The organism is Rhodovulum steppense (genome assembly GCF_004339675.1).
Taxonomy (GTDB): domain Bacteria; phylum Pseudomonadota; class Alphaproteobacteria; order Rhodobacterales; family Rhodobacteraceae; genus Rhodovulum; species Rhodovulum steppense.
The window spans coordinates 1-25508 of record NZ_SLVM01000020.1 but is presented as its reverse complement, the minus strand read 5'-3'; the positions used below and the strand labels follow the sequence as shown (position 1 = coordinate 25508).

23 protein-coding genes, 1 tRNA gene and 1 pseudogene are annotated in these 25508 nt (G+C 66.5%); 9 read left to right on the top strand and 16 right to left on the bottom strand.

All coding sequences use genetic code 11. The annotated features are described in order from the left end of the window. Positions 1-45 precede the first annotated feature (45 nt). Positions 46-1215: a peptidoglycan DD-metalloendopeptidase family protein gene (locus tag EV216_RS13080; protein ID WP_132695979.1), complete on the top strand. Its 1170-nt coding sequence runs from the start codon at positions 46-48 to the stop codon at positions 1213-1215. A 46-nt stretch (positions 1216-1261) separates the two neighbouring features. Here the strand turns inward: EV216_RS13080 and EV216_RS13075 are convergent, their stop codons facing one another. The 6 genes from EV216_RS13075 to EV216_RS13050 all read right to left on the bottom strand — a co-directional run bounded on the left by EV216_RS13075 (position 1262) and on the right by EV216_RS13050 (position 5599). Next, entirely contained in the window at positions 1262-2059 is a 798-nt protein-coding gene (locus tag EV216_RS13075; RefSeq protein ID WP_132696012.1) for an ATP-binding protein, read from the bottom strand. 44 nt (positions 2060-2103) lie between these two features. Then, positions 2104-2988 (bottom strand): twin-arginine translocase subunit TatC, encoded by an 885-nt coding sequence (tatC, locus tag EV216_RS13070; RefSeq protein ID WP_132695978.1) that lies wholly within the window; start codon positions 2986-2988, stop codon positions 2104-2106. Next, the gene (tatB, locus tag EV216_RS13065) at positions 2985-3374 is read right to left on the bottom strand and encodes a Sec-independent protein translocase protein TatB (RefSeq protein WP_132695977.1); all 390 of its coding nucleotides are present in this window, start codon (positions 3372-3374) and stop codon (positions 2985-2987) included. The genes tatC and tatB overlap by 4 nt, the downstream gene beginning before the upstream one ends. A gap of 24 nt (positions 3375-3398) precedes the next feature. Beyond that, positions 3399-3614 (bottom strand): twin-arginine translocase TatA/TatE family subunit, encoded by a 216-nt coding sequence (gene tatA, locus EV216_RS13060; RefSeq protein ID WP_132695976.1) that lies wholly within the window; start codon positions 3612-3614, stop codon positions 3399-3401. A 144-nt stretch (positions 3615-3758) separates the two neighbouring features. Next, positions 3759-4859, bottom strand: a complete 1101-nt coding sequence (locus tag EV216_RS13055) for an ABC transporter ATP-binding protein (protein ID WP_243642077.1) — start codon at positions 4857-4859, stop codon at positions 3759-3761. A 143-nt stretch (positions 4860-5002) separates the two neighbouring features. Further along, positions 5003-5599, bottom strand: coding sequence for a transglycosylase SLT domain-containing protein (locus tag EV216_RS13050; RefSeq protein WP_132695975.1), 597 nt, complete (start codon positions 5597-5599; stop codon positions 5003-5005). Positions 5600-5805: 206 nt separating this feature from the next. Between EV216_RS13050 and gatB the strand changes: the two genes are divergently transcribed. Next, positions 5806-7314 (top strand): Asp-tRNA(Asn)/Glu-tRNA(Gln) amidotransferase subunit GatB, encoded by a 1509-nt coding sequence (gene gatB, locus EV216_RS13045; RefSeq protein ID WP_132695974.1) that lies wholly within the window; start codon positions 5806-5808, stop codon positions 7312-7314. Positions 7315-7463: 149 nt separating this feature from the next. Then, a complete protein-coding gene (locus EV216_RS13040; RefSeq protein WP_132695973.1) occupies positions 7464-9506 on the top strand; it encodes a tetratricopeptide repeat protein in 2043 nt (680 codons plus the stop codon). Positions 9507-9592: 86 nt separating this feature from the next. Here EV216_RS13040 and EV216_RS13035 read toward each other — a convergent pair whose 3' ends face one another. Continuing rightward, positions 9593-10267 (bottom strand): VPLPA-CTERM sorting domain-containing protein, encoded by a 675-nt coding sequence (locus EV216_RS13035; protein WP_132695972.1) that lies wholly within the window; start codon positions 10265-10267, stop codon positions 9593-9595. Between the two features lie 305 nt (positions 10268-10572). On the opposite strand from EV216_RS13035, the gene EV216_RS13030 reads away from it, so the two are divergent. Continuing rightward, positions 10573-10983, top strand: a complete 411-nt coding sequence (locus EV216_RS13030) for a DUF4177 domain-containing protein (protein ID WP_132695971.1) — start codon at positions 10573-10575, stop codon at positions 10981-10983. Between the two features lie 8 nt (positions 10984-10991). Here the strand turns inward: EV216_RS13030 and EV216_RS13025 are convergent, their stop codons facing one another. Further along, complete coding sequence (locus EV216_RS13025) at positions 10992-11249, bottom strand: BolA family protein (RefSeq protein WP_132695970.1); 258 nt, start codon at positions 11247-11249, stop codon at positions 10992-10994. 76 nt (positions 11250-11325) lie between these two features. On the opposite strand from EV216_RS13025, the gene EV216_RS13020 reads away from it, so the two are divergent. Further along, positions 11326-11952, top strand: a complete 627-nt coding sequence (locus EV216_RS13020) for a J domain-containing protein (RefSeq protein WP_132695969.1) — start codon at positions 11326-11328, stop codon at positions 11950-11952. 27 nt (positions 11953-11979) lie between these two features. On the opposite strand, the gene EV216_RS13015 is transcribed toward EV216_RS13020, so the two are convergent. The 3 genes from EV216_RS13015 to EV216_RS13005 all read right to left on the bottom strand — a co-directional run bounded on the left by EV216_RS13015 (position 11980) and on the right by EV216_RS13005 (position 14102). Beyond that, positions 11980-12846, bottom strand: coding sequence for a NaeI family type II restriction endonuclease (locus tag EV216_RS13015; protein WP_341539364.1), 867 nt, complete (start codon positions 12844-12846; stop codon positions 11980-11982). 76 nt (positions 12847-12922) lie between these two features. Beyond that, on the bottom strand, positions 12923-13882 hold the full coding sequence (locus tag EV216_RS13010; RefSeq protein ID WP_132695967.1) for a DNA cytosine methyltransferase: 960 nt from the start codon (positions 13880-13882) through the stop codon (positions 12923-12925). 143 nt (positions 13883-14025) lie between these two features. Further along, positions 14026-14102, bottom strand: a tRNA-Arg gene (locus EV216_RS13005). Positions 14103-14161: 59 nt separating this feature from the next. Between EV216_RS13005 and EV216_RS13000 the strand changes: the two are divergent. Continuing rightward, a pseudogene (locus tag EV216_RS13000) lies at positions 14162-14697 on the top strand (transposase); the annotation flags it as partial. A 466-nt stretch (positions 14698-15163) separates the two neighbouring features. Here EV216_RS13000 and EV216_RS12995 read toward each other — a convergent pair. Then, on the bottom strand, positions 15164-15475 hold the full coding sequence (locus tag EV216_RS12995; RefSeq protein WP_132695966.1) for an ETC complex I subunit: 312 nt from the start codon (positions 15473-15475) through the stop codon (positions 15164-15166). Positions 15476-15644: 169 nt separating this feature from the next. On the opposite strand from EV216_RS12995, the gene uvrB reads away from it, so the two are divergent. Further along, the gene (uvrB, locus tag EV216_RS12990) at positions 15645-17825 is read left to right on the top strand and encodes an excinuclease ABC subunit UvrB (RefSeq protein ID WP_132695965.1); all 2181 of its coding nucleotides are present in this window, start codon (positions 15645-15647) and stop codon (positions 17823-17825) included. 678 nt (positions 17826-18503) lie between these two features. On the opposite strand, the gene EV216_RS12985 is transcribed toward uvrB, so the two are convergent. Then, the gene (locus tag EV216_RS12985) at positions 18504-19328 is read right to left on the bottom strand and encodes a hypothetical protein (RefSeq protein WP_132695964.1); all 825 of its coding nucleotides are present in this window, start codon (positions 19326-19328) and stop codon (positions 18504-18506) included. A gap of 12 nt (positions 19329-19340) precedes the next feature. Then, positions 19341-21302: a DNA topoisomerase IV subunit B gene (gene parE / locus EV216_RS12980; RefSeq protein ID WP_132695963.1), complete on the bottom strand. Its 1962-nt coding sequence runs from the start codon at positions 21300-21302 to the stop codon at positions 19341-19343. A gap of 188 nt (positions 21303-21490) precedes the next feature. On the opposite strand from parE, the gene ppk2 reads away from it, so the two are divergent. After that, complete coding sequence (gene ppk2 / locus EV216_RS12975) at positions 21491-22423, top strand: polyphosphate kinase 2 (RefSeq protein WP_132695962.1); 933 nt, start codon at positions 21491-21493, stop codon at positions 22421-22423. 168 nt (positions 22424-22591) lie between these two features. Here the strand turns inward: ppk2 and EV216_RS12970 are convergent, their stop codons facing one another. Then, positions 22592-23311 (bottom strand): redoxin domain-containing protein, encoded by a 720-nt coding sequence (locus EV216_RS12970; protein ID WP_165899244.1) that lies wholly within the window; start codon positions 23309-23311, stop codon positions 22592-22594. Positions 23312-23555: 244 nt separating this feature from the next. On the opposite strand from EV216_RS12970, the gene EV216_RS12965 reads away from it, so the two are divergent. After that, positions 23556-24917, top strand: a complete 1362-nt coding sequence (locus tag EV216_RS12965) for an MATE family efflux transporter (RefSeq protein ID WP_132695960.1) — start codon at positions 23556-23558, stop codon at positions 24915-24917. Between the two features lie 115 nt (positions 24918-25032). On the opposite strand, the gene EV216_RS12960 is transcribed toward EV216_RS12965, so the two are convergent. Then, complete coding sequence (locus EV216_RS12960) at positions 25033-25413, bottom strand: hypothetical protein (RefSeq protein ID WP_132695959.1); 381 nt, start codon at positions 25411-25413, stop codon at positions 25033-25035. Between the last annotated feature and the right edge of the window lie 95 nt (positions 25414-25508).

The following is a 25508-nucleotide window of genomic DNA, read 5'->3' as shown; positions in this document are numbered from 1 at the left end:
CAGAGGGTCCGGACAAACGGGCCCCGCATCAGCGAGGATCGAGCGATGTCCATCTCCGACCATGCCGCCCGCTTGCCCGCCCGCGTCCTTGCCCTGGGGCTTGGGGCCGGGTTGCTGGCTGGCTGCGAAAGCGGCTGGGATTACGATTTCCGCGACATGGGCGGCAGCGGAGCTCAGGCTGTCAGGGTCGAGAGCGGCCCGCGCCCGGATCCGGATTCCCGCGGTGTGATTTCCTATGCGAATTACCAGGTGGCGGTGGCCCGGCGCGGCGACAACCTGGGCGATGTGGCGAACCGCGTGGGCCTGCCGGCCGAGGAACTGGCGCGCCACAACGGCATCTCGCGCGATGCCCGTCTGCGGGAAGGCGAGATCATTGCCCTGCCCCGCCGTGTGCCGGATGGCGGCACCGCCATTGGCGGGCTGCGCAGCGATGACCGGATCGACATCACCAACATCGCGGGCGACGCGATCCAGCGCTCGGGCCAGCAATCGGCGTCGGCCGTGGCCCCCGCTGCGCCGCGCGGGCAGGAACCGGTGCGCCACCGCGTCGAACGCGGAGAGACCGCCTATTCCATAGCCCGGCTCTACAACGTGACGCCGCGCGCGCTGGCCGACTGGAACGGGCTTGGCCCCGACATGGCGGTGCGCGAGGGGCAGTTTCTGCTGATCCCGACCCCTGCGCGCGAGGTCGCCGCCGCGCCCGCCGTCGTGGCAACCCGCCCCGGCGCCGGATCGGCCGCCCCCACCCCGCCCAGCGCCGCGACGCCCCTGCCGCGCGAGCAGACGACAACGCCAGCGGCCGCCCCGCCGCCGACCGCCGCCGCGCCCGCCTCGCCGCAGATGAAGTCCGAAAGCACCACCCAGGCCCGGTTCGCGATGCCGGTGCAGGGCAGCATCATCCGCGGCTATCAAAAGGGCAAGAATGACGGGATCGACATCTCGGCCCGCGCGGGCAGCCCGGTGAAGGCGGCCGCAGACGGCACCGTCGCCGCGATCACCCGAGACACCGAACAGGTACCGATCCTCGTGGTGCGCCACCCCGACAACATGCTGTCGGTCTATGCCAATATCGACGGGATCGCGGTCGAGAAGGGCGCCACGGTCAAGCGCGGCCAGACGCTGGCCCAAGTGCGCGCAGGCAACCCCGCCTTCCTGCATTTCGAGATCCGCAAAGGCTTCGAAAGCGTCGATCCGATGCCTTATCTGACGCCGTGATCCTGGAGGAATTCGGATATCCGGACCAGGAGGAAGGCGCGCGCGCTCAGATCCGGACGCCGCGGCGCGCGGCGAGATCGGTGAAGAACTGCCAGGCCACCCGCCCCGAACGCGCCCCGCGCGTGGCCTGCCACTCGATCGCCTCGGCCCGCAGCGTCGCATCGTCGATGGCTATGCCATGGGCGTCGCAATAGCCGCGGATCATCGCGAGATATTCGTCCTGGCTGCACGGGTGAAAGCCCAGCCACAGCCCGAAGCGGTCCGAAAGGGAAACCTTTTCCTCGACCGCCTCGGACGGGCTGATCGCGGTAGAGCGTTCGTTTTCGATCATGTCGCGCGGCATAAGGTGGCGCCGGTTCGAGGTGGCATAGAACACCACGTTGCCCGGCCGCCCCTCGATCCCGCCATCCAGCACCGCCTTGAGCGACTTGTAATGCTGGTCGTCATGGGAAAAGGACAGGTCGTCGCAGAACAGGATGAACCGCTGGTCGGGGGCCGCGCGCAGCAGCGTCAGCAGCCGCCCGATGCTGGGCAGATCCTCGCGCTGGACCTCGACGATCTTCAGCGCGTGTCCCTCGGCCACGATGGCCGCATGGATCGCCTTGACGAGACTCGACTTGCCCATGCCGCGCGCGCCCCACAAAAGCGCGTTGTTCGCGGGCAGTCCCTGCGCGAAATGGCGGGTATTCTCCAGCAGCGTGTCGCGGGCGCGGTCGATCCCCTGCAACAGGCCCAGGTCCACCCGGTTCACCTCGGCCACCGGGGCCAGACGGTCGGGCGCGACATGCCAGACAAAGGCATCGGCACCTGCGAAATCGGGGGCCTCGGCGGGGGCGGGGCTCATCCGTTCCAGCGCCTCGGCAATCCGTCTGAGCGCATCCGCCCCGGTCACGGGCGCGCGTCCCCGCCCTGGTCGAACTCCTTCATCAGCGGGTCATCGTCCGGGTCATCCTCGAACCAAAGCCCCTGTTCGCGAAGCTCCTTCTCGCGCTTCTTCTCGACGCGGCGGACCAGAAGGATCGAGATCTCGTAAAGCCCGTAGACCACCACGAACAGGATGATCTGCGTGATGACATCGGGCGGCGTGACAAGGGCTGCCAGCACAAGGATGGCGACCACCGCATATTTGCGCATCGACCCCAGACCCGCCGCCGAGACAAGCCCCGCCTTGCCCATCAGCGTCAGCAGCACCGGCAACTGGAAGCACAGCCCGAAGGCCAGCACGAACTTGATCGTCAGCGACAGGTATTCCTGCACCGAGCCGTGAAAGGTCACGCCCGCAGTCTGCGACATGACCTCGCCGCCCTCGACCGGGATCGCACCGACCTGCTGGAAGCCGAGGAAGAAATCGAAGGCCAGCGGCGTGACAACGTAATAGGCGAAGGACGCGCCGAGGAAGAACATGAAAGGCGAGGCGATCAGGAAGGGCAGGAAGGCGCGTTTTTCCGAGCGGTAAAGTCCCGGCGCCACGAAGCGCCACATCTGGTAGGCGATCAGCGGGAAGGCCAGCGCAAGCCCGCCCACCAGCGAAATCTGGATCGCGACGAAGAAGCCTTCCTGCAACTTGATGAGGTAGAGCCCGCAATCCTGCCCGCGCGAGGCCAGCGCCGAACAGATCGGCCGGGTCAGGAAGTTGAAGATCGGCTGCCACACGAGGAAACAGGCCACCATGGCCGTGATGAAGCCCGAGACCGAATAGATCAGCCGCGTGCGCAGTTCCGCCAGATGCTCGATCAGCGGGGCAGAGCTGTCGTCGATCTCTTCGGTCTTCATGCGTCGCTCTTGGTCTCGGGGGCGGGCGCGGCTGCGGGGGCCGTTGCCGAAGGCGCCGCGGTCCCCGGGGGCGTCGCGGTGTCGGCGGTCGGTGCGCCGGGGGACCGCTTCGGTTCCCATTTCTCGAAGGCCTCGGCCGCCTCGTTCAGCGTGTCGAGGCCCATCTTGCGCGGATTGGCGATGTCCTTCAGGTCCTTGACCGTGTCCTTCATGCCGGCCGTGTCGGCGGCATCGTCCATGGCGCGCTGGAACTCGCGCGCCATGTTGCGCGCCTTGGCGGTGAAGCGGCCAAGCGTGCGGAACATGCCCGGCAGGTCCTTGGGGCCCACCACGATCAGCGCCACGATGCCGATCAGCAGAAGTTCGGTCCAGCCGAGGTCGAACATGGGGCTATGCGCGGGACAGGCGGATCAGGCCTTGTCCTTCTCCTGTTCGGGGGTGACGTCGCGCGCGGCCTCGAGGCTTTGCTTGGCCTCTTCCGTCTCTTCCTTGACGCCCTTCTTGAAGGCACTGATGCCCTTGCCGACCTCGCCCATCAGAGACGAGACTTTCCCCCGTCCGAACAGCACCAGCACGACGACAGCGATCAGCAGCAGGCCACCAACCCCGATGTTTCCAACTCCCATGTCAATCTCCGATTGTCTGGCGGGCGCACCCCGCGCCCCGCATGGAATTCTGTCTGTCACATCTATTGGGTCCAACGGCCAGATCAAAGACCCATTCCATCGCGATCTCGCGATTATTTGCCGAATTCCGCCGACTGCACCCCGTCAGGCCGCGCGTTCATGTCCCGGCGCGGGGAAGACGAAGCAGCGGTCGCGCCGGATCATCAGCCACATCGCCGTGCCCGGCCGGGGCAGGAACACCGCGGGCACGGTCACCTTCAGCATCGTGCCGTCATAATCCATCCGGAACTCGACCAGGCTTTCCGAGCCCATGAAGCGGGCGCGCTCCACCACCGCGCGCGCCGCCACGCCGGTTTCGGGCGTCGGGTTCGGGCCGCGGCCGTTGCGGTCGAAGTCGATGCGGATATGCTGGGGGCGGATGATGATGTCCACCTCGGAGCCATCGGGCATGGCGGGCGTCAGGAACTGACCAAAGGCGGTTTCCGTCAGAAGGTTCTTGACCTTGCCCCGGATCACGTTGATATCGCTGAAGAAAGCCGCCGCAGCCCGGTCTACCGGCGCGTTGTAGATGTTGTAGGGTGCGCCCTGCTGCACGATCTTGCCGTGCCGCATCAACGCGATCTCGTCGGCCATGCGCATCGCCTCGTCGGGCTCGTGCGTGACCAGCAGAACGGCGGCGCCCTCTTCCTTCAGAACGCTCAGCGTGTCGTCGCGGATCTCGTCCCTGAGCCGGTTGTCCAGCCCCGAAAAGGGTTCGTCCATCAGCATGATCTTGGGCCGCGGCGCAAGCGCGCGCACCAGCGCCACGCGCTGCTGTTCGCCACCCGAAAGCTGGTGCGGGTAATCGTCGATATGGCCCAGCAGGTCCACCCGCTCCAGCAACTGCTCGACCCGGCGGCGTTTCTCGGCGCGGCTGCCGCTGAGCCCGAAGGCGACGTTCTCGGCCACGCTCAGATGCGGGAACAGCGCGAAATCCTGGAACATCAGCCCGACAGAGCGGCGCTCGGGCGGCACGCGGAACACCGTGTCGCAGACCAGGTTGCCGTCGATGAAGATATTGCCGCTGTCCTGCATGTCCACACCCGCGATCACCCGCAGCGTCGTGGACTTGCCGCAGCCCGAAGGCCCCAGCAGACAGGTCACCTGCCCCGGCATGACCTTGAGCGACACGTCATCGACCACCGTCCGCCCGCCAAAGACGCGGGTGATGTTCTGGATTTCCAGCCGGGGGGTAAGGGAACTCAAGACCTGCCTCGCACGCGTTTTCCGATGGAAACTATCGGGCTTGAGGGGCAGATATCAACGCGGCGCCAATGCCGCAAGGCTGGGCAGTGTCCCCTGCCCGTCGAATGGGCGGGCGCTGCCGCAAGGGATGAAATCCGCGCCGCTCAGCCCCTGCAATAGGGCTGTGACCGGGTCCAGGCGGCGATTTCCTCGCGCTTGGCCGAAACCGACATCGGCCCCCAATCGGCGGCAACGCCCCCACGGCCCGCCGCCACCACGCCATCGCGCGGCACGGTGCGCGAGGCAATGCGGATCGCGCAGCTGATATTGGCCGAACCGTCCTTCAGCGCCTCGCCACTGGTCGCCATGCACCCGTAATGACGCGCGGTAGCCGGAGAGATCTGCAACAGCCCGAACCAGCGCCCGCCACCGCCGACCGCCTGCGGGTTCCAGGTGCTTTCATGCTTGGCCAGCGCCGAGAACATCCCCGCCCAGAAGGCCTGCCGCTGCGCCGTTCCCGCTTTCTGATAGGCCGGGCACCAATGCGCGATATCGGCCGGGACGGTCTGGGCCAGCGTTGCGCCATGGCTCGACAATGCTTGCAGGCTTGCCTCGGTCCAGGCGGGCGCCTCGGGCCGGTGATCCCATCCCATCCGCGGCAGATCCCCGGGGAAGTAGGCAGCGCGGCTGGCGCTGTCGGGGGATTTCACGCATCCGCTGGCGGCCATGACAAGGCAGAGGGCAAGCGGCAAAAGGCGCATCGGTCGTCCTGGTGTTGCACCGGACGCAGTTTGACCGGCCGGGGGGTAATGCCCGGCAAGGGGTCATCGGGCAACCCTGCCCTTCGGACATGCGCGATGCGCCGCCGATCGCGGGGGGGCCGATCGGCAATCCTCCGCCGCCCCGTCCCCCTTGCCCGCGCGCGCCCCCTGCCTTAGACAGGCTCCGCTGAGAAAGGACCGCCCCGATGCTCGACCTTGCCTATCAAGCCCCCAAACCCAAGGTGATCTCCGGCGCCAAGGCCGATTGGGAACTGGTGATCGGGCTCGAGGTCCATGCCCAGGTGGCCTCGAACGCCAAGCTGTTCTCGGGCGCCTCGACCGCCTTTGGCGCCGAGCCCAATGCCAATGTCGCCTTTGTCGATGCCGCGATGCCCGGCATGCTGCCCGTGATCAACGAGTTCTGCGTGGCGCAAGCCGTGCGCACCGGGCTGGGGCTGAAGGCGGCGATCAACCTTGTCTCGGCCTTTGACCGCAAGAACTATTTCTACCCCGACCTGCCGCAGGGCTATCAGATCAGCCAGCTTTACCACCCCATCGTCGGCGAGGGCGAAGTGCTGGTCGACATGGGGCCGGGCATCGCGCGGCTTGTGCGGATCGAGCGCATCCATCTTGAACAGGATGCGGGCAAGTCGATCCACGACATGGATCCCGCCATGTCCTTTGTCGATCTCAACCGCACCGGCGTCGCGCTGATGGAGATCGTCAGCCGCCCCGACATCCGCGGCCCCGAGGAGGCGGCGGCCTATGTCGGCAAGCTGCGCCAGATCATGCGCTATCTGGGCACCTGCGACGGCAACATGCAGAACGGCAACCTGCGCGCCGATGTGAACGTCTCGATCTGCCGCCCCGGCGCCTATGAGGCATGGCTTGCGGGCGACAAGGACGCGCTGGGAACGCGCTGTGAAATCAAGAACATGAACTCGATGCGCTTCATCCAGGCCGCGATCGAGTACGAGGCCCGGCGCCAGATCGCCATCGTCGAGGATGGCGGCCAGGTCGTGCAGGAAACCCGGCTCTACGATCCCGACAAGGGCGAGACGCGGTCGATGCGCTCGAAGGAAGAAGCGCATGACTACCGCTACTTCCCCTGCCCCGACCTGTTGCCGCTGGAGATCGACCAGGCCTGGGTGGACGAGATCAAGGCCGCGCTGCCCGAACTGCCCGACGAGAAAAAGTCCCGCTTTGTCAACGACTTCGGCCTGACCGAATACGATGCCGGCGTATTGACGGCGGAGGTGGATTCGGCGGGGTATTTCGAGGAGGTGGCGAAAGGGCGGGACGGGAAGACGGCGGCGAACTGGGTCATCAACGAGCTGTTCGGACGGCTCAGGAAAGATGACCGGGAGATTACCGACAGCCCCGTCAGCCCGGAACAACTGGGAAAGATCATCGACCTTATCACCTCGGGCGACATTTCCGGCAAGATTGCCAAGGACCTGTTCGAGATCGTCTATACCGAAGGCGGGGATCCGGGCGAAATCGTCGAGACGCGGGGGATGCGGCAGGTCACCGACCTGTCGGCGATCGAGGCGGCGGTCGACGAATGCATCGCGGCGAACCCGGCGCAGGTGGAAAAAGCCAAGCAGAATCCGAAGCTTGCAGGCTGGTTCGTGGGCCAGGTGATGAAGGCCACGGGGGGCAAGGCCAACCCGCAGGCAACGGGCGAGATCGTCGCGCGGAAGCTGGGGCTCTGATCCGCCTCACGGCGCCGTGAGGATCGGAATTCCATATGATTTCCATATGAATTCCATATGACCTTTTTCGCGGGCGGGCCGCCGCTTGATCGGCCCCCCCGCCCCGGCCTAGGCTGGGCGGCATTGTGTTGTCGATTGGACCGCCGCCCATGGCCGACCCCCTGAAAAACGGGATCAAGCTGATCGTTGCCATCGGCGGTTTCGTGGCAAAGCCAAGCCTGCTGGACGGGCTGAGAACCGGCGTCGAGATCCGCGACCTTGCACGCAACCTGCTGGCCAGGGCGCCGCCGGGCATCGGGACGATGGCCGACGATCTGACCGCCGAGGCGCGGGCCACATTCGACGGCATGAAGCACGAGTTGCGGCTCGAAGCCGAGATCCTGTTCGAACAGATGGTGGAGACCGCCCTGCCCGACCCGCGGCAGATCGTGGCGGACGGGATGGATGCCGGGCGGATCGTCGCGACCATGCTGGCCCGCCATACCGAGATCGAACATACAAGACCGCCGATGCCCGACCTGTTTCGGGCCATCGTCACCCCCGCCTTCGCGCGGCTGCTGGAAAGCCGGAGCTTCGCCGACGATCTGACACCCGCCTTCATGGCCGAGGTGCTGGGCGATCTGGACCGGATCGAGGGGAAGATCGACAAGGTCCCGCAACAGGTGGTGGACCTGCTGATCCGGCAGGGCCTGATTCCGCAGGACCAACCGGACGGCGTGCCGGTTGCGGACCTGACCGCGCTGGCGGGCAAGTTCGGCGCGAAGGGCATGACCGCCCCCGGCGCGCTGCTCGATTTCCTGACCAAGAAGGCCGAGGAATACCGAGAGTATCGCCACGCGATCGACGCGCTGGACGACCGGGTGGCGGCGATCGCGAACCTCAAGGGGGCGGCGCAGGACGCCGCCGAGCGGCTGGATTTCGACGAGGTGGAAACGCTCCTGTCCCGCGTCGACGAGGTGGAAACCGAGATCGCCGCAGAGACCAAGGAGGCGCGGGCGCGCAACGCGCTGATGCGCGGGCGGGTGGAGGACGCCTGGCGCCTGCTCTGCGCCGCCGCCGACAGCTTCGCCTCGGTCGAAAAACACGAACCGGCGCGGCGGCGGATAGGCTATGCGAAGCGGCTCTCCGATCACGGGCGGCGCTATGGCGGGCCGGGGCTGGCGCTGGCGGCGCGCATGGGGCGCGCCGCGCTGGACGGGCTGGACAGGGACGAAACCCCGCGGGACTGGGCAGGCGCGCAGAACAATCTCGGCAATGCGCTCCAGACCTTGGGCAGCCGCACCGCAGGGCCAGAGGGCACGGCGCTTCTGGACGAGGCTGCCGCCGCCTATCGCCGCGGACTGGGCGTGTTCACCGAGGCCGAACACCCGGCGGACTGGGCCACGACAATGCAGAACCTTGGCCTTGCACTCCGGACCCAGGGCACCCGCACCGCCGGTTCGGCGGGCTTGGCACTACTGGGCGAAGCCATCGACGCAATTCGTGCCGCGCTGCGCATCCGCACCGAGGTCGAGTACCCGTTGGACTGGGCCAGTACGATGCAGAACCTCGGAAATGCGCTCCAGACCCAGGGCAGCCGCATCGTTGGCCCGGAGGGTTCGTCCCTCCTGGCCGAGGCCGTCGCCGCCTATCGCGAAGCGTTGCGCATCTTCACCGAGGACGCGCACCCGGCGCACTGGGCTTTGACAATGCAGAACCTCGGAAATGTGATCGAGACCCAGGGCAACCGCGCCGCCGGGCCGGAAGGCGTGGCGCTGCTGGGCGAGGCCGCCGCCGCCTGTCGCGCCGCGCTGCGTGTCCGCACAGAGGTCGACCACCCGGTGGACTGGGCCATGACGATGCAGAACCTCGGAAATGCGCTCCAGACCCGGGGCGCGCGCACCGCCGGGCCGCGGGGCGCGGCGCTGCTGGGCGAGGCCGTCGCCGCCTTTCGCGAAGCGCTGCGCGTCTTCACCGAGGCCGCGCACCCGGTGGACTGGGCCATGATGCAGGAGAACATGGCACTGGCGGAGGTCGCTATTGCGGAGAATGGGTGCACGATCAGTCCGACTCTCCACCTCAAGTCGGCGTTGCGCCATGTCGAGGCGGCGTTGCGGGTCTTCGATCCCGCGCATATGGCCTATAACCACGAGAAGGCAGCACGGTTGCGCGCGCGGATCGCGGGGGCGCTGATGGCGCTTTCGGAATCCTGACCGGGGGTCGCCTCGTCCGGGGCAGAACAGGAAACGGCGGCCGCCGGGGCCGCCGTTCGGGTCCGTCCATGAGACGGGACGATGCGTTACGACTTCTTGCGCCGCGCGACCACGCCGAGCCCGCCGAGGCCCGCGAGCAGCAGCCAGCCGGCCGCCGGCAGCGGGATGACCGAGATCGAGCCATTGTCGATCCGGATCCGCACGACCATGTCGTCATGGTTGTCGTCGCCACTCGCGCCACCATCATCGAGCCAGAGCACGACCGACGTGCCCGAAGCCGCTTTCGGGTTGGCCCCGTCGAAGCTGAGGAAGAAGTTCGGGACGGTGGGCGTGGTGTTGTCCGGATTGGACCCGTTCACGGCCTCACCGACCGGTGTGACGAACTTGAAGTCCAGCAGACCGGTGGACAGGCCGGACACGGAGACGCTGGCAAGCGGGACGGTGCAGTCGACCGTGCACCAGTTGTTCGTGTTCCCGCCGGTTGCGAACAACGGGTTGCCGTTGAACCAGAACGAGTTGTTGAAGCCCGCTTCGCTGCCCAGGAAATCGAAGGTCAGCGTCACGTCGGTGCCGAACAGCCAGAGTTGCCCGCCATACCAGCCGTCGCGCTCGGTCGTTCCGGCACCGTAGACCGGAACCAGACCGTCATTGACCGCCGTGCCGCCCGGGATCGTCCCCTGGAACGTGGCCGCGGAGACCGCGCCCGTCATGCCCAGAGCCGCCACTGCGGCCAAGGCGGTTGTCTTCAGGAATTTCGACATGAGATACCCCCCTCATTCAGTTGCAGGTACCTTGCAACCGCTTCACGGTAACATGATATTCGGCTTTCACGAAGCGCCTGGCGCCTGTATTTCGGGTCAGGTGCCGCGTCGTCTGCACCGCGCCGGGAAAGTTTCTGCAACCGCTTGATGGCATGAGATTTCCCGGAATGAACGCAACTTCGCCGGACAGGGGACAACTCGTCCATGGGTTTTGACGCCGCGGAGGACTGCAACCGAAAGGGTGTCAGAATCAGTCGGGCCAGGATCGGGCAAAACACAACGGGGTGCGCGGGGGCGTGCAAGCGATGAGCGTTTACGAATACAGGGTGCTGCCTGCCCCCGAGCGGGGCAAGCGGGTGAAGGGGACGAACGGGGCGGCGGATCGGTTTGCGCTGGCGCTGACCGAGATCCTGAACGCGATGGCGGCCGAGGGCTGGGAATACCAGCGCGCCGAGAGCCTGCCCTGCAGCGAGCGCAAGGGGCTGACCGGGCGGATCGAGGTCACGCAGAACCTGCTGGTGTTCCGCCGGGCGCGGATGCCGGGCGAAGGGCGCGCGCTGCCCGACAGCCCCGAGGCGATCGCGGCGGCGGCGGCGGCCTCGCTGTCGCCATTTGCCGGGCGGGGCGTGCCGCCGGGGGTGCCGAGCCTGGGCGCCCCGAGCCGGGCGCCGGGGCCGCGGCCGGGCCGTCCGCTGGGCCCGGCACGGGACGACTAGACCCGGATCTAGACCCGGATGTCGAGCGCCAGCGCGTGGATGCGGGCGACCAGATCGGGGCCCAGGGCGCGGTGGATGGCGCGATGCCGCTCGATCCGCGACAGCGGCGCAAGGGCGGGCGCGGTGATGGTCACGCGGAAATGCGTCTCGCCGCCCTCGCGCCAGCCGGAATGGCCGCGATGGCGTTCGCTGTCATCGACCACGTCGAGATGCCCGGGGGCGAGTTCCGCCATCAGACGGTCACGGATTTCCTCGGCAATGCTCATTTTTCGTCCTGCGCCCCCTTCATTCTCACACTCAACTGACTAAACTCTCTGGTCCGAGTCGCAAAGGGCACAGGCCATGACGAAAACCGATCCCTTCGGGTTCGACATCTCCGTCTCGGCGGACAAGAAGAAGCGCACGCGCGGGCGGCGCGGGATGTCCGGGGCGTTCGAGACCTCGCAGCGGGTCTGCGAGCATCCCGGCTGCGACCTGCCGGGGCAGTACCGTGCGCCGAAATCGCCCGACCATCTCGACGAGTACCTGTGGTTCTGCAAGGAGCATGTGCGGGAATACAACCTGCGCTGGAACTTCTTCCATGGCGTGAGCGAGGAGGAGTTCGAGGCCCAGATCGACAAGGACCGGGTGTGGGAGCGCGAGACCAAGCCCTTTGGCAATCGCGACGAACAGCGGGCCTGGTCGCGGCTGGGGGTGGACGATCCGATGCAGGTGCTGGGCGAGAATGCCACGCGCAATCCGGGGCGCAAGCAGGGCGCGACGCGGCGGCTGCCGCCGACCGAGCGCAAGGCGCTGGAGATCCTGGGCGCGGAGGACAACTGGACCAAGCTGGAGATCCGCAAGCAGTACAAGTCGCTGGTCAAGGATCTGCACCCGGACATGAATGGCGGCAACCGCGCCGACGAGGACCGGTTGCAGGAGGTGGTCTGGGCCTGGGACCAGATCAAGGACAGCCGCAGCTTCCGGTGAGGTGATCGGGGCCGATCCTGTCGGCCCCTAGACCCGCCAGCCTGCCGCACGCGCCGCCGCGAGTTCCCCGGGTGTTGTCGGACGACAGGAGATGAAGTCACCTTTGGGGAGACCAAGCTGACGGATGAGCGGCCCGTCATAGGTGCTGGACAGAAGGAGGATACCCTCCGCAGCCAGCCGGTCCCGCGTGCCACGGCCATCGTCTGCACGGATGCGCCGCATGAAGTCCTTCTGGCGGGCAACCCCCTGCACAATCTCCCGGGAGACAGGCACGCCCGACACCTCGCGGAACAACGCCATCACCCGAGCGTTGCCGCTTTCCCCGGAGAAGATGCGATCCACCGCCCCGGGTGGAACGGTGCGCCAGAAATTGGGGGGATAGGGATGGTCAGCAAAGATCCAGAGGATGTGCCGGAAGCCGTCGGCGGATACACTCCGCTTTGCGTCACGGTTGGTTCCGGCGGTCAGGTATTCGGGGCGCGCAACGATGAGCCCCAGGTAGCAGCGCGCCCGACCCTCATCGGCGGCAACAAGGATGCAGGGATGCCCGAGTGCCTCGGACGGGATCATCCAGTTCTTGCCCATCGTGTGCTTGATGTCCGTGTCATGGCCAAGCACAACGGCGTCCAAGCGGCCCCGGGGCAGATCGAGGAGCGCGCGAAGCATGATCTCGACGCGTGTCCCGATATATGTCTTCTCGGTCTTCTCCAGCTCATCATAGGAGCGCCGCCCGGTCCTGGGCGTCTGGATCACATCGTCGATGACCTCGCGCAGGAGGGGCGGAACCTTGCGCGCAAGGCTCCCGGCTGCACCCGCGCGCCGTTCAAGCTCGCCTGCGATCGCACTGAGTATTTCGTGGTCGGGATGTCCAGCAGCGACAACGCTGGTGGGCAACTTCCTTCGCAAATCCGATGATTCCCGTGTCGTTGTCTGACATGGAATGTTGCACGGGCGCGCGCCGGGGTCGAGGTCAGGCGCCGACCGAATGCAGGCGCGGACGGGAGAGGCAGGAAGCCACCTGCCTTGAGACGGCCCGGGCCACCGGCGGCGGGAAGGCATTGCCCACCTGACGGTAGGCAGCCGTCTTGCGTCCGACGAAGTGCCAGTCATCCGGGAAGCCCTGAATGCGGGCCACCATCTCCACGGTCAGGCGCGGCATCCCCACGAAGTCGGGTGCCGGGGGTTCCTCGGCAATCGACTTGCCGTTCACGCCCAGCGTCTCCCATGCCCGGCGCGCGCGTGTCGGCCCCAGATCGGGGCCGCCGTGCTTTTTCGACCCGCCGACGATCGTGGGGGCGATCTCGTCCGCACGCCGCCGCCACGCCACCGCCCCGGGCCAGCCGCGCGCGGCCATCATGTCGTGAAGGACATCGCCCACGGTCGGCGGGTTGTGATGCTGTTCCTCGGGCCACTCAAAGCCATCCGCAAGATCCGCGCGAACAGCGACAATCACGACACGGGGCCGGAGTTGCGGCACCCCGAAGTGAGATGCGTTCAGCAGCCGCCAGTCGGTCGTGTATCCGAGCTTCCCGAGTTGCCGCTTGAGCCCCTCACGGTAGTCGTGGAACACGGCGTCGAGGAAGCCCCGGACGTTTTCTATCATCACGGCCCGGGGGCGGATCGCGTCGACAATCTCGATGGCATCGGGGAAAAGGTTGCGTTCGTCACGCGCTCCGAGTTGCTTGCCTGCCACCGAGAACGGCGGACAGGGCAACCCCCCGGCCACCAGGTCAACGCCCCGGAAGTCGGCGGCACGCTCCTTGAACAGACGAAGATCATCCTCGACCACGGTCCATCGGGGTCGGTTCGCGCGGAGCGTCGCACAGCAGTGCGGGTCGATCTCCACCAGCGCCTCATGGGCGTAACCCGCCTGTTCCAGCCCGAGGGCCTGACCGCCAGCGCCAGCGCACAGCTCCACCGATGACAACATGCTGGCTCGCTCCTGTCCGACGCAACCACCGCTTGGGCAGGGCAACACTGCTGCCTTGTCAGCAGCGCTCCCGTGTTCATATATTGTTCTATCCATGCCATTTCCGTGTGGCAAGTCGGAAAATAGACGGATGCGACCCCGGATGGCGACCCCGGAAGGACTCGAACCCTCAACCTGGCGATTAGAAGTCGCCTGCTCTATCCAGTTGAGCTACGGGGCCGCTTGCGCGTCGTTTTGCCCGGGCGGTACCGGTTGTGCAAGCTGTAAATCCGACCAGCGGGGCGGCCATCTGTCGATCCCGAACTGCTGATCCGGATGCTTCTGGGCGGCTATTGCTTCGGCATCCGGTCGGGGCGGCGGCTGTGCGAGGAGGTGCATCTGAATCTGGCGTATCGTTGGTTCTGCCGCCTCGATCTTTCCGACAGGGTGCCGGATCACTCGACCTTCTCGAAGAACCGCCACGGCCGGTTTCGTGACAGCGAGTTGCTGCGGCACCTGTTCGAGACGATCGTCGCACGGTGCATCGCCGAAGGTCGTGTCGGCGGCCAGCGTATGGCGGTCGACGCCAGCCGATCGAGGCGGATGCCAACAAGCAGAACTCGACGCCGAAGGAGGACTGGGACGCGGCACGGATCGACCCGGCCGATGCGCCCCGCGCGGTTCGCGAGTATCTCGACACACTGGACGAGGCCGCGTTCGGTGCCGCCAGCGCGGTCCAGCCCAGGTTCACGCCGCATTCCGACCCGGCCAGCCCGTGGGCCGCGGCCCGTAAAGGGTCGGTATTCTTTGCCTATTCCGACACCCACCTGATCGACAACCGATCTTCCTTGAGCAGCCACTGAAGCGATCACGCTACACCACCTGCGCGCCCAGGAAGACAGAGTATGACGGGAATGGTGAGGCGCGCCGCACCATTCGGCAACCGCTTTGGGCCGGGATCCCAGATCGGCTCTCCGTCAATGAGAATATGCCTCGATGTCACGGCCCATTCGCACGCATCGGTTCGGCACCGCACGAAGGAAGTCGGCCACTTCGTCCAGCGAGTTCAGCCAAACAGGCTCAGCCTTCTCCGTCTCCAGCAGAAGATCGGCCAGCGTGTCCCCGCCTTGCCTTTCTTCGTGTCAGTCGGAGCCACTGATCGCAATCCTGCAAACCGCCAAGCCAAGGACGCAACATCCGAAGGAGGCCCCCACAAGGCACCCCATATGTTGAACAGGGATGGTCCTCGCGGGTTCCTTGGCAGGATTCCGAGACATCTTTGCCCCGATTTACAACAGGCGCTCAGTGGGTCCAGGTAGCCCGGCGGTCGACCGCGAAATTCTCGGCATAGCCCATCGGCCGGATATTCGGCTTGCGCGTCCTGGGGCGGATCACCACCGCGTCGATGCCGTGGCGACGGGCGTAATCCTCGGCGGCCTCGCGGCTGTCGAAGGTCAGCCGGACCTGCGACTGGGTGTCGTCGGAACTGGTCCAGCCCATCAGCGGGTCGATCTCGCGGGCGGAGGCGGGGGCGAAGTCCAGAATCCAGTGATGGGTCTTGGCCTGGCCGGACTGCATCGCGGTCCTGGCGGGCTGGTAGATGCGGGCGCGCATGGCGTGACGTCCTCCCCAAATCCTGCTGCGCCTGTTATGGGGCTTCGGGCCGGGGCCTGCAAGGGGCGGCATACCGCAGGATACAACCCGCCGCGCCCCGAGAAGCCTGCCCCTTGAATGCCGCGCCCCGGAGGGCAAGTCTGGGACAGCCGTCCGAGGAATCGCCGCCATGCCCTATTCGACCGAACCGCCCGCGCTGGACGCCCCCCCTGCCCCGACTCGCCCGCGCGAGAAGCTGGAGGGCGGCCGGCGCTTCGTCATGCGCACCGAGTTCCAGCCCGCGGGCGACCAGCCCACCGCCATCGCCGCGCTGGCCGGGGGCGTGAATGCCGGGGAACGCGACCAGGTGCTGCTGGGGGCGACCGGGACGGGAAAGACCTTCACCATGGCCAAGGTGATCGAGGAAACCCAGCGCCCCGCCATCATCCTGGCGCCCAACAAGACGCTGGCCGCGCAATTATACGGCGAATTCAAGGGCTTCTTCCCCGAGAACGCGGTCGAGTATTTCGTCAGCTACTACGACTACTACCAGCCCGAAGCCTATGTGCCGCGCAGCGACACCTATATCGAGAAGGAATCCCAGATCAACGAACAGATCGACCGGATGCGCCACTCGGCCACCCGCGCGCTTCTGGAACGCGACGACGTGATCATCGTGGCGTCCGTGTCCTGCATCTACGGCATCGGCAGCGTCGAGACCTATGGCGCGATGACCCAGGACCTGGTCGTGGGCCAGAGCTATGACCAGCGCAAGGTGATCGCGGACCTCGTGGCGCAGCAATACCGGCGCAACGACCAGGGGTTCCAGCGGGGCAGCTTCCGGGTCCGGGGCGATGTGCTGGAACTGTGGCCCGCGCACCTGGAGGATCGCGCCTGGCGGATGTCGTTCTTCGGCGAAGAGCTTGAGGCGATTACCGAATTCGACCCGCTGACAGGCCAGAAGACCGACACCTTCGACCGCATCCGGGTCTATGCCAATTCCCACTACGTCACGCCCAAGCCGACGATGCAGCAGGCGGTCCAGGCGATCCGCAAGGAGCTGCGCCAGCGGCTGGACCAGTTCGTGCAGGAGGGCAAGCTGCTGGAGGCGCAGCGGCTGGAGCAGCGCACGAATTTCGACCTGGAAATGCTGGAGGCGACCGGCGTCTGCAACGGGATCGAGAACTATTCGCGCTATCTGACGGGCCGCGCGCCGGGCGAGCCGCCGCCCACGCTGTTCGAGTTCATCCCCGACAATGCCATTGTTTTCGCAGATGAATCCCATGTCACCGTGCCCCAGATCGGCGGCATGTACCGGGGCGACTTCCGGCGCAAGGTCACGCTGTCCGAGCACGGGTTCCGCCTGCCCTCCTGCACCGACAACCGACCCCTGAAATTCGAGGAATGGGACGCGATGCGGCCGCAATCGGTCTTCGTCTCGGCGACGCCTGCGGCCTGGGAGATGGAGCAGACCGGGGGGGTGTTCGTGGAACAGGTGATCCGGCCCACCGGGTTGCTGGATCCGCAGATCGAGATCCGCCCCGTCGATTGCCAAGTGGACGACCTGCTGGACGAGGTGCGCAGGGTCGCGGCGCGGGGGTTCCGCACGCTGGTCACGACGCTGACCAAGCGCATGGCCGAGGATCTGACCGAGTATCTGCATGAGCAGGGGATCCGGGTGCGCTATATGCACAGCGACATCGACACCATCGAACGCATTGAAATCCTGCGCGATTTGCGGCTGGGGGCGTTCGATGTGCTGGTCGGCATCAACCTGCTGCGCGAGGGGCTGGACATTCCCGAATGCGGGCTGGTGGCCATTCTGGATGCCGACAAGGAGGGGTTCCTGCGGTCCGAAACGTCCCTCATCCAGACCATCGGGCGGGCGGCGCGCAATGCCGAGGGCCGGGTCATCATGTATGCCGACCGGATCACCGGCAGCATGGAACGCGCGATGCGCGAGACCGAGAGGCGGCGGGAAAAACAGATTGCATACAATGACTTGCACGGGATCACGCCGGAGACGGTGAAGAAGAATGTCGAGGACATCCTGGCCGGGCTCTACAAGGGCGACGTGGACATGAACCGCGTCACCGCCAAGGTCGGCAAGCTGCATGGCGCCAATCTGGAAGCGCATCTGGACGGGCTGCGCGCGGCGATGCGCAAGGCCGCCGAGAACCTGGAATTCGAGGAAGCCGCCAGATTGCGCGATGAAATCAAGAGGTTGGAGGCAGTAGACCTGGTGCTGTCCGACGACCCGCTGGCGCGACAATCGGCGGTGGACGACGCGGTGGAGGCAGCGGTCGGATCCGGGGGCCGGTCGACGGCGGGACGGGCCGGACAGCGGGGCGGCAAGCGGGGACGGCGGTAGCGGGACGGGGCATCCGCGACTCGGGTTAACGGCGTTGCCCGGCCGGGAAACGGCGATCGGAAACGCATCTGACTTCCATATGAATTCCATATGACCTTTTCGGACGGGCGGGCGGTTAACGCGGCGTGCGGAGGGGGGCCGGGGTCGGCGGGCTGGCCCCCACCCTGCGGGGGCTGGGCAAGGACCTGCTGGCCCAGGCGGGCGAAGGCTTCTTCGACCGGAAATGACCCCCGCCCCGGGAAAGCCGCCGGTCCGGGAATGCCCGGGCCGGGGGGTGGGTGGGGGGTGGGGAGTGGTGGGTTGGCACCCACCCTACGGGTGCTGGCCGCCCTGCTGGCCGATCCGGGCCTTGCCGCGATCCTGACCGGCGAAGGCCCGATCGCAGCCCCCGACCGCCTGCTGGCCTCGCTTTACCGCTAGACCGGGGCGCCGCCGGATCCCTGCCCCGCAGGAGCGCGGGGGGGGGTAGGGTGGGTGCCAACCCACCGTTGGCCGGGTGGTGGGTTGGCACCCACCCTACGGGTGCACGGCGAGCGCCGGGGCGGCGAGGGTCAGGGCAAGGGCAAGCGGGCGCAGCATGGGGGCTCAGTCGGGTCGTTGCCCCTCAGGAGGTAGGGCGGGGATGGGGGGAGGGTAGGGGTGTGGCCCGGTGGTGGGTTGGCACCCACGCTACGCTTGCTATCGAATTGATCCGCGCATTATTGCTTGAGGATCAGCGTCCGGCGGGTGTGTTGGTCGTAGGTTGCAGGCTTCGCAAAATTCTTTTGGTGTCATTACTTTGGTTCCAAACCCCAAGTTCACAAGTCGTTCCTCAATCTGACGAAATGATCGGATGAATTTTTCATCCACGGTAAGAAATACGTCAACGCCAAAGGCATCGCATATCATCAAGTGCCATGCATCCTTTTGTTGAGATTTACCACGAAGGTGATGAAATATCAACGAGTGGCGACCAATATCAAACTTACACTCATCCTCCTTGCGTTTGGTTAAAGGTCCCCAAGAAACCGAATGCGAGAACTTCATTCGGGTGCAGGAAAATTCGAGCTGCTGGTATCGAATGCCATGGTCTAAGGGAGTGCAGCCGAGTGATCGCGAATGTTTATCCTTCGCCTCAGCTTTCTCACCTTCCACGGTTGGTAGCAAAACAAATGTTACTGTGCCATTCCGGGCAAGTTCACAAAGGGAGTAAAGGAAAGGAATCTGCTCTTGTTGAGAGGTGGGAAAAACTGGGTTCATCGGGCCGGCAAAGCCGGTGTCTATCTCGAAATCTCCCCACATTGCTTTTCCCGTTGAGTACCACGCGCCACGTTCGTAATTGGCGATCTGGAAGACAGTTGTGTCTAGCGCAATCCGCGTGGTCGGTCGAACGCGGCTCTGAAGTTTTTCAAATCGCCTTACGTTGACTTCGCCCGTATTGATCCGTGCGGCACGTGCTACCAACTGGTGCCATCTGCGCACCTTTGTTTCTCCGAAAACCTTAACCAATAATGCGTAAAGCAATTTCGATTTCCCTCAAACATCCACCTCCTCCACGAACCTCGCATTCTCCTGGATATACTGGAACCGCAATTCCGGTTTCTTGCCCATCAGGCGCTCCACCAGGTCGGCGGTTTCGCCGGGTTCGTCCTCGTCGATCGACACGCGGATCAGCTTGCGGGATGCGGGGTCCATCGTGGTTTCCTTCAGGTCCTTGGCGTCCATCTCGCCCAGGCCCTTGAAGCGGGAAACGTCGATCCTGCCCTTGCCGCCCAGACCCTTTTCCAGCCACATCTCCTTTTCCGCCTCGTCCAGCGCATAGATCCGTTTCGCGCCTTGCGTCAGCCGGAACAGCGGCGGGCAGGCCAGGTACAGGTGCCCGTGGTCGATCAGCGGGCGCATCTGGGTGAAGAAAAAGGTCATCAGCAGGCTGGCGATATGCGCGCCGTCCACATCGGCGTCGGTCATGATGATGATCTTTTCATAGCGCAGATCGTCGATGTTGAATTTCGTACCGATCCCGGTGCCCAGCGCCTGGGTCAGGTCGCTGATCTCGGCATTGCTGCCCAGTTTCGCGGATGCCGCGCCCAGCACGTTCAGGATTTTCCCCCTGAGCGGCAAAAGCGCCTGAATCCGCCGGTCGCGCGCCATCTTCGCCGACCCGCCCGCCGAGTCGCCCTCGACGATGAAAAGTTCCGTGCCCTCGCGCGAGGTGGCCGAGCAATCGACCAGTTTCCCCGGCAGGCGCAGGCGTTTGGTGGCCGATTTCCGCGCCGTTTCCTTTTCCGCCTTGCGCCGTTGCCGTTCCTCGGCCCGCAGCACGAGGAAATCGAGGATCGCGCCCGCCGATTTCGTGTCCGCCGCCAGCCAGTTGTCGAAATGGTCGCGCACCGCGCCCTCGACCAGCCGGGCGGCCTCGGTCGTGGCCAGGCGGTCCTTGGTCTGGCCGACGAATTCGGGCTCGCGGATGAAGGTCGAGACCATGGCGCAGCCGCCGGTCAGCAGATCCTCGCGCGTGATCTGGGCGGCCTTGCGGTTGTTGGCCAGCTCGCCATAGGCGCGGATGCCCTTGAGGATGGCGGCCCAGAATCCGGCCTCATGCGTGCCGCCCTCGGGGGTGGGGATCGTGTTGCAATAGGAATGGATGAAGCCGTCGCGCGAGGGCGTCCAGTTGATCGCCCATTCGACCGAGCCGGGCACGCCGAATTTCGACTGGAAATCGACCTTTCCGGCAAAGGGGCGGTCGGCATAGGTGGCGGCCTTGCCAAGCGTCTCGGTCAGGTAGTCGGCCAGCCCGCCGGGGAAGTGGAAGACGGCCTCGAGGGGCGTCTCGCCATCCTCGATCGCGGATTTCCAGCGGATTTCCACGCCCGAGAACAGATAGGCCTTGGAGCGCGCCATCCGGAACATGCGCGCGGGCCTGAACCGGTGATGGCCAAAGATCTCCTCGTCGGCATGGAAGGTGACGGAGGTTCCCCGCCGGTTCGGCGCCGCGCCCAGCTTTTGCAGGCCGCCCTGCGGGATGCCGCGGGAAAATTCCTGCGCGAACAGTTCGCGGCCCCGCGCCACCTCGACCCGCAGCCGGTCGGACAGCGCGTTGACCACCGACACCCCCACGCCATGCAGCCCGCCCGAGGTTTCATAGGCCTTGCCCGAGAACTTGCCGCCCGCATGCAGCGTGCACAGGATCACCTCGAGCGCGGATTTGTCGGGGAATTTCGGGTGCGGGTCGACCGGGATGCCGCGGCCATTGTCGCGGATCGTGACCGAATGATCGGCATGCAGCTCGACCTCGATCCGCGTGGCGTGACCCGCCACCGCCTCGTCCATCGAGTTGTCCAGCACCTCGGCCACCAGATGGTGCAGCGCCCGGTCGTCGGTGCCGCCGATATACATGCCGGGGCGTTTGCGGACGGGCTCCAGCCCCTCCAGCACCTCGATCGAGGAGGCGTCATAAGTATCCCGGCTGGCGCCGGAAAGCAGGTCGTCGGCGGACATGGGCTGCTCGTCCTCTGGTGGTTTGGAGGTGCATTAGAACAGCTTTGGCCCCGGATGGGCAATGGGCCTCGGGCCGAGCGAGGATTGTAACGATTTTGTAACGTGTTTTTGACATCGCTCAAGGCGGGGTCGGGAAAGCGGGTTAGAATCGTTCGAAAGCGCCGGCCTGCCGTCGGCAGGAGGATGGAATGGACGCAACCCTGCCCCCCGCCGCCGACCCGCCCGTCGGCCCCGTTGCCGAAACGCCCGCCCGCGTCATGCCCGCGCCCGAGACCATCGCGCAGGCCTTCGACTCGGGCGAGTACCCCTATCGCGAGCGGATGTCGCGCCGCAGCTACGAGGCGCAGAAGGCCAGGCTTCAGGCCGAGTTGCTGAAGGTGCAGATCTGGGCGCAGGAGACGGGGCAGAAATTCGTGATCCTGTTCGAGGGGCGCGACGCCGCCGGAAAGGGCGGCACGATCAAGCGGTTCATGGAACATCTGAACCCGCGCTCGGCCCGGGTCGTCGCGCTGAACAAGCCGACCTGGGAAGAGACCGGGCAATGGTTCTTTCAGCGTTATATCCGCGAGTTGCCGACCGTGGGCGAGATGGTGTTCTATGACCGCTCCTGGTACAACCGCGCGGGCGTGGAACGGGTGATGGGGTTCTGCTCGCCCGTCGATTACCTGGAATTCATGCGCCAGACCCCGGAACTGGAACGGATGCTGGTGCGGTCCGGCATCCGGCTTTACAAATACTGGTTCTCGGTCAGCCGCGAGGAACAGCGCCGCCGCTTCAAGGCGCGCGAGACCGATCCGCTGAAACGCTGGAAGCTGTCGCCGATCGACAAGGCGAGCCTGGACAAGTGGGACGACTATACCGAGGCCAAGGAGGCGATGTTCTTCTATACCGACACCGCCGACGCGCCCTGGACCATCGTCAAGTCCAACGACAAGAAGCGGGCGCGGCTGAACTGCATGCGCCATTTCCTGAGTTCGCTGGACTATCCGGGCAAGGATACGCGGATCGTGCGCGCGCCCGATCCGCTGATCGTCGGGCGGGCCGAGCATGTCGTGCACAAGGCCGATCATATCCTCGGCAGTTCGCTGCATCCCGACCTGCGCAAGCCGCGCGAGGATTGAGCCTCCTGCCGCGCGGCTTGTCGGCCTCTCGCGCCCGGCCCGGCCCGGGCGGGGCGCGGGAGGATCAGCGATGCGGGCGCGGCGCTTTCCCGGTGAAGCTCGTCCCTGCGGTGCCGGACCGGCTGTGCCGCGCCGGTCGGTCCGGCGCGCGGGGCGGGGCGGCCCGGCTCAATGCGTGCAGGGCTGGCGCAGGGCGACCGTCCCGCCGACCCGGTCCCCGATGGCTGGCGCCAGCACCCGCAGATAGCGGCGCAGCGCGCGCCAGCCGCCCGCGCCGAACCGGATATCGGCCTCGTCGTCGGACAGGCCGACGGGAACCAGCACCGGGTCGCCCGGCTGCCAGTCGCCGGGGATCGCCACATCCAGCCTGTCACGCTCCTGCAGCGCATCCAGAACGCGCAGGATCTCGTCGGTGCCGCGTCCGACCCGCAGCGGGTATTCGAAGACCATCCGCACGCGCAGCGCCGGATCCAGGATCAGCGTCTTGCGGATCGGCAGGTCGGGGCTTTCCTTGGGGTGGGTCATGCCACAGGCCCGCGCGATGGCGCCGTCGGGATCGGAGATCATCGGAAACCGGACGGGATTGCCGAACATGACGGAGACATCCACGCACCAGGCGGTGAGATCGGCCACCGTGTCGGGCGCAAGCCCGATCACCTGCACACCGCGCCGGTCGAGATCGGCGGCGATCTCGGCCAGACCGGCCAGTTCGGTGGAGCAGACCGGGGTGAAGGCGCCGGGCTGGCTGAACAGCACCGTCCAGCGCCCCTCGGCCCAGTCGTGGAACCGGATCGGACCCTGCGTGGTCCTGGCGTCGAGATCGGGGAAGATGTCGCCGATCCGCGGCACCCAGCCCGCGCCATTGCAATAGCCGGGCGGCAGTCTCACGGGGGCGGCCGCCTGGCGGGCGGAGACGGGCGACGGGAAACGAAACGATGCCATGGCGGATCCTTGCATGGGAACGGCGGGGGGCGGCCCCGGGAAGCCCGGCGGACAGCGACGTTATCCACAGCAAATCGGGCAGAACTGCGGCATTCGCGGCCCGGAAGGCCCGCAATCGGGCAGTCCCGCCATGCGCCTGCCGCATGGCTTGACCCTTGCCGGGGGGGCGGGCCGGGTCTACCAGCGGGCGATGACCGCCCCTGCCGCCCCCCTGGGCCATGCCGCCCATCTGCGCGCCGTCCTGGTGCTGGGCCTGCCGCTGATCGGCAGCCATCTGGCGCAATTCGCCATCGGGCTGACCGACGCGATCATGCTGGGGCGCTATTCCATCGACGCGCTGGCCGCCGAGGTGCTGGGCGGCGCGCTGTTCTTCGTGCTGTTCCTGCTGGGCTCGGGCTTTGCCTGGGCGGTGATGCCGCTGGTGGCGACCGCCGCGGCGGCGGACGAGACGGCGCAGATCCGCCGGGTCACGCGGATGGGGCTGTGGATCTCGATCGGCTTCGGGCTGCTGACGCTGCCGGTGTTCCTGGCGTCGGGGCGGCTGTTCCTGGCCGCCGGGCAGGCGCCGGGGATCGCGGCGCTGGCGCAGGACTACCTGCTGCCGCACGGGCTGGGGATGGTGCCGGCGCTGGTGGTGATGGTGCTCAAGAGCTACCTCGCCGCGCTGGAGCGCACGCGGGTCGTGCTGTGGGTCACGCTGGCGGCGGTGGGGCTGAACGCGCTGGCCAATTACCTGCTGATCTTCGGCAATTGGGGCTTTCCCGAGATGGGCATCCGCGGCGCGGGGCTGGCCTCGCTGATCGTGCAGACGGCCGCGATGGGGGTGATGGTGCTTTACGTCATCCGCGCCACGCCCGAGCACACGCTGTTCCGCCGCTTCTGGCGGCCCGATGCCGAGGCGCTGGCGCGCGTCTTCCGGCTGGGCTGGCCGATCGGGCTGACCAACCTGGCCGAGGTCGGGCTGTTCGCGGCGTCATCCGTGATGATGGGCTGGCTGGGCGCGGTGCCGCTGGCGGCGCACGGGATCGCGCTGCAGATCACCTCGGCGGTGTTCATGGTGCATCTGGGGCTGTCGAACGCGGCGACGATCCGGGCGGGGCGCGCGATGGGGCGAGGCGATGCGCTGGCGCTGCGCCGGGGCGCGCTGGCGGCGCTGGGGCTGGCGGGTGCTGTGGCGGCGGCCTCGATGGGGCTGTTCCTGGCGCTGCCGGGGCCGCTGATCGGGCTGTTCCTCGACCCCGCCGATCCGGGGCGGGCGGCGGTGATCGCGCTGGGCACCGGGCTGCTGGCGGCGGCGGCGCTGTTCCAGCTGGTCGATGCGGCGCAGGTGATGGCGCTGGGGCTGTTGCGCGGGGTGCAGGATACCCGCGTGCCGCTGGTCATTGCCGCGGTGGGCTACTGGCTGGTGGGCATGCCCGTGGCCTGGGGGCTGGGATTCGGGCTGGGCTGGGGCGGCGTCGGCGTGTGGCTGGGGCTGGCCGCGGGGCTGGCGGTGGCGGGGGTGGCGATGATGGCGCGGTTCTGGATGCGCGCGCCGCGCCCGGCGGGCTGAGCGGGTTTCGCCCGGGCTTGCGCCCGGGCGACCCGCGGGGGGCGCTGCCCCCCGTCCTTCGGACTCCCCCCGGGGTATTTCCGGCCTTATGTATCAAGCGCACCAAGGGCTGGGTTCACTCTTCCCTCGGAAAGCTGTCGTGAATTTCCGTGACGGTGTAACCCTTGACCTCACTGCCGACCCTGCTCGCATGAACATCGACCACGAAGACCAGCGAGAAGGGGTTTTCTTCGCCTTGAAGCATCCGCTCCTTAAGTCCTTGAATACTTTTTCGAAAGTAGACGGGCAACACATTCTCCGAAATGTCCGGCACTATGCCACGGTCGCCCGTACGCCCCCTCTCCTTCCCCGGCCCTCTGTTGGCCTGCTCCAGGAATAGCATGACCTCCGCGTGGATCGCGCCGTCACGCTCATCTTCCGTGTGCACGGCCCTCGGCGATTCGAGGGCTTTGTCCATATTGACGGCGGCCTTGTTCAACTCGGCCTCATCAAACATGGTAACCGCCCGATTGCCACCGCCTGCCTGCGTGGGGCTTGATGGCCTAAGACACGTGCATAGCGACGTCGGTAACGACGTCCCTTATGCGCGGA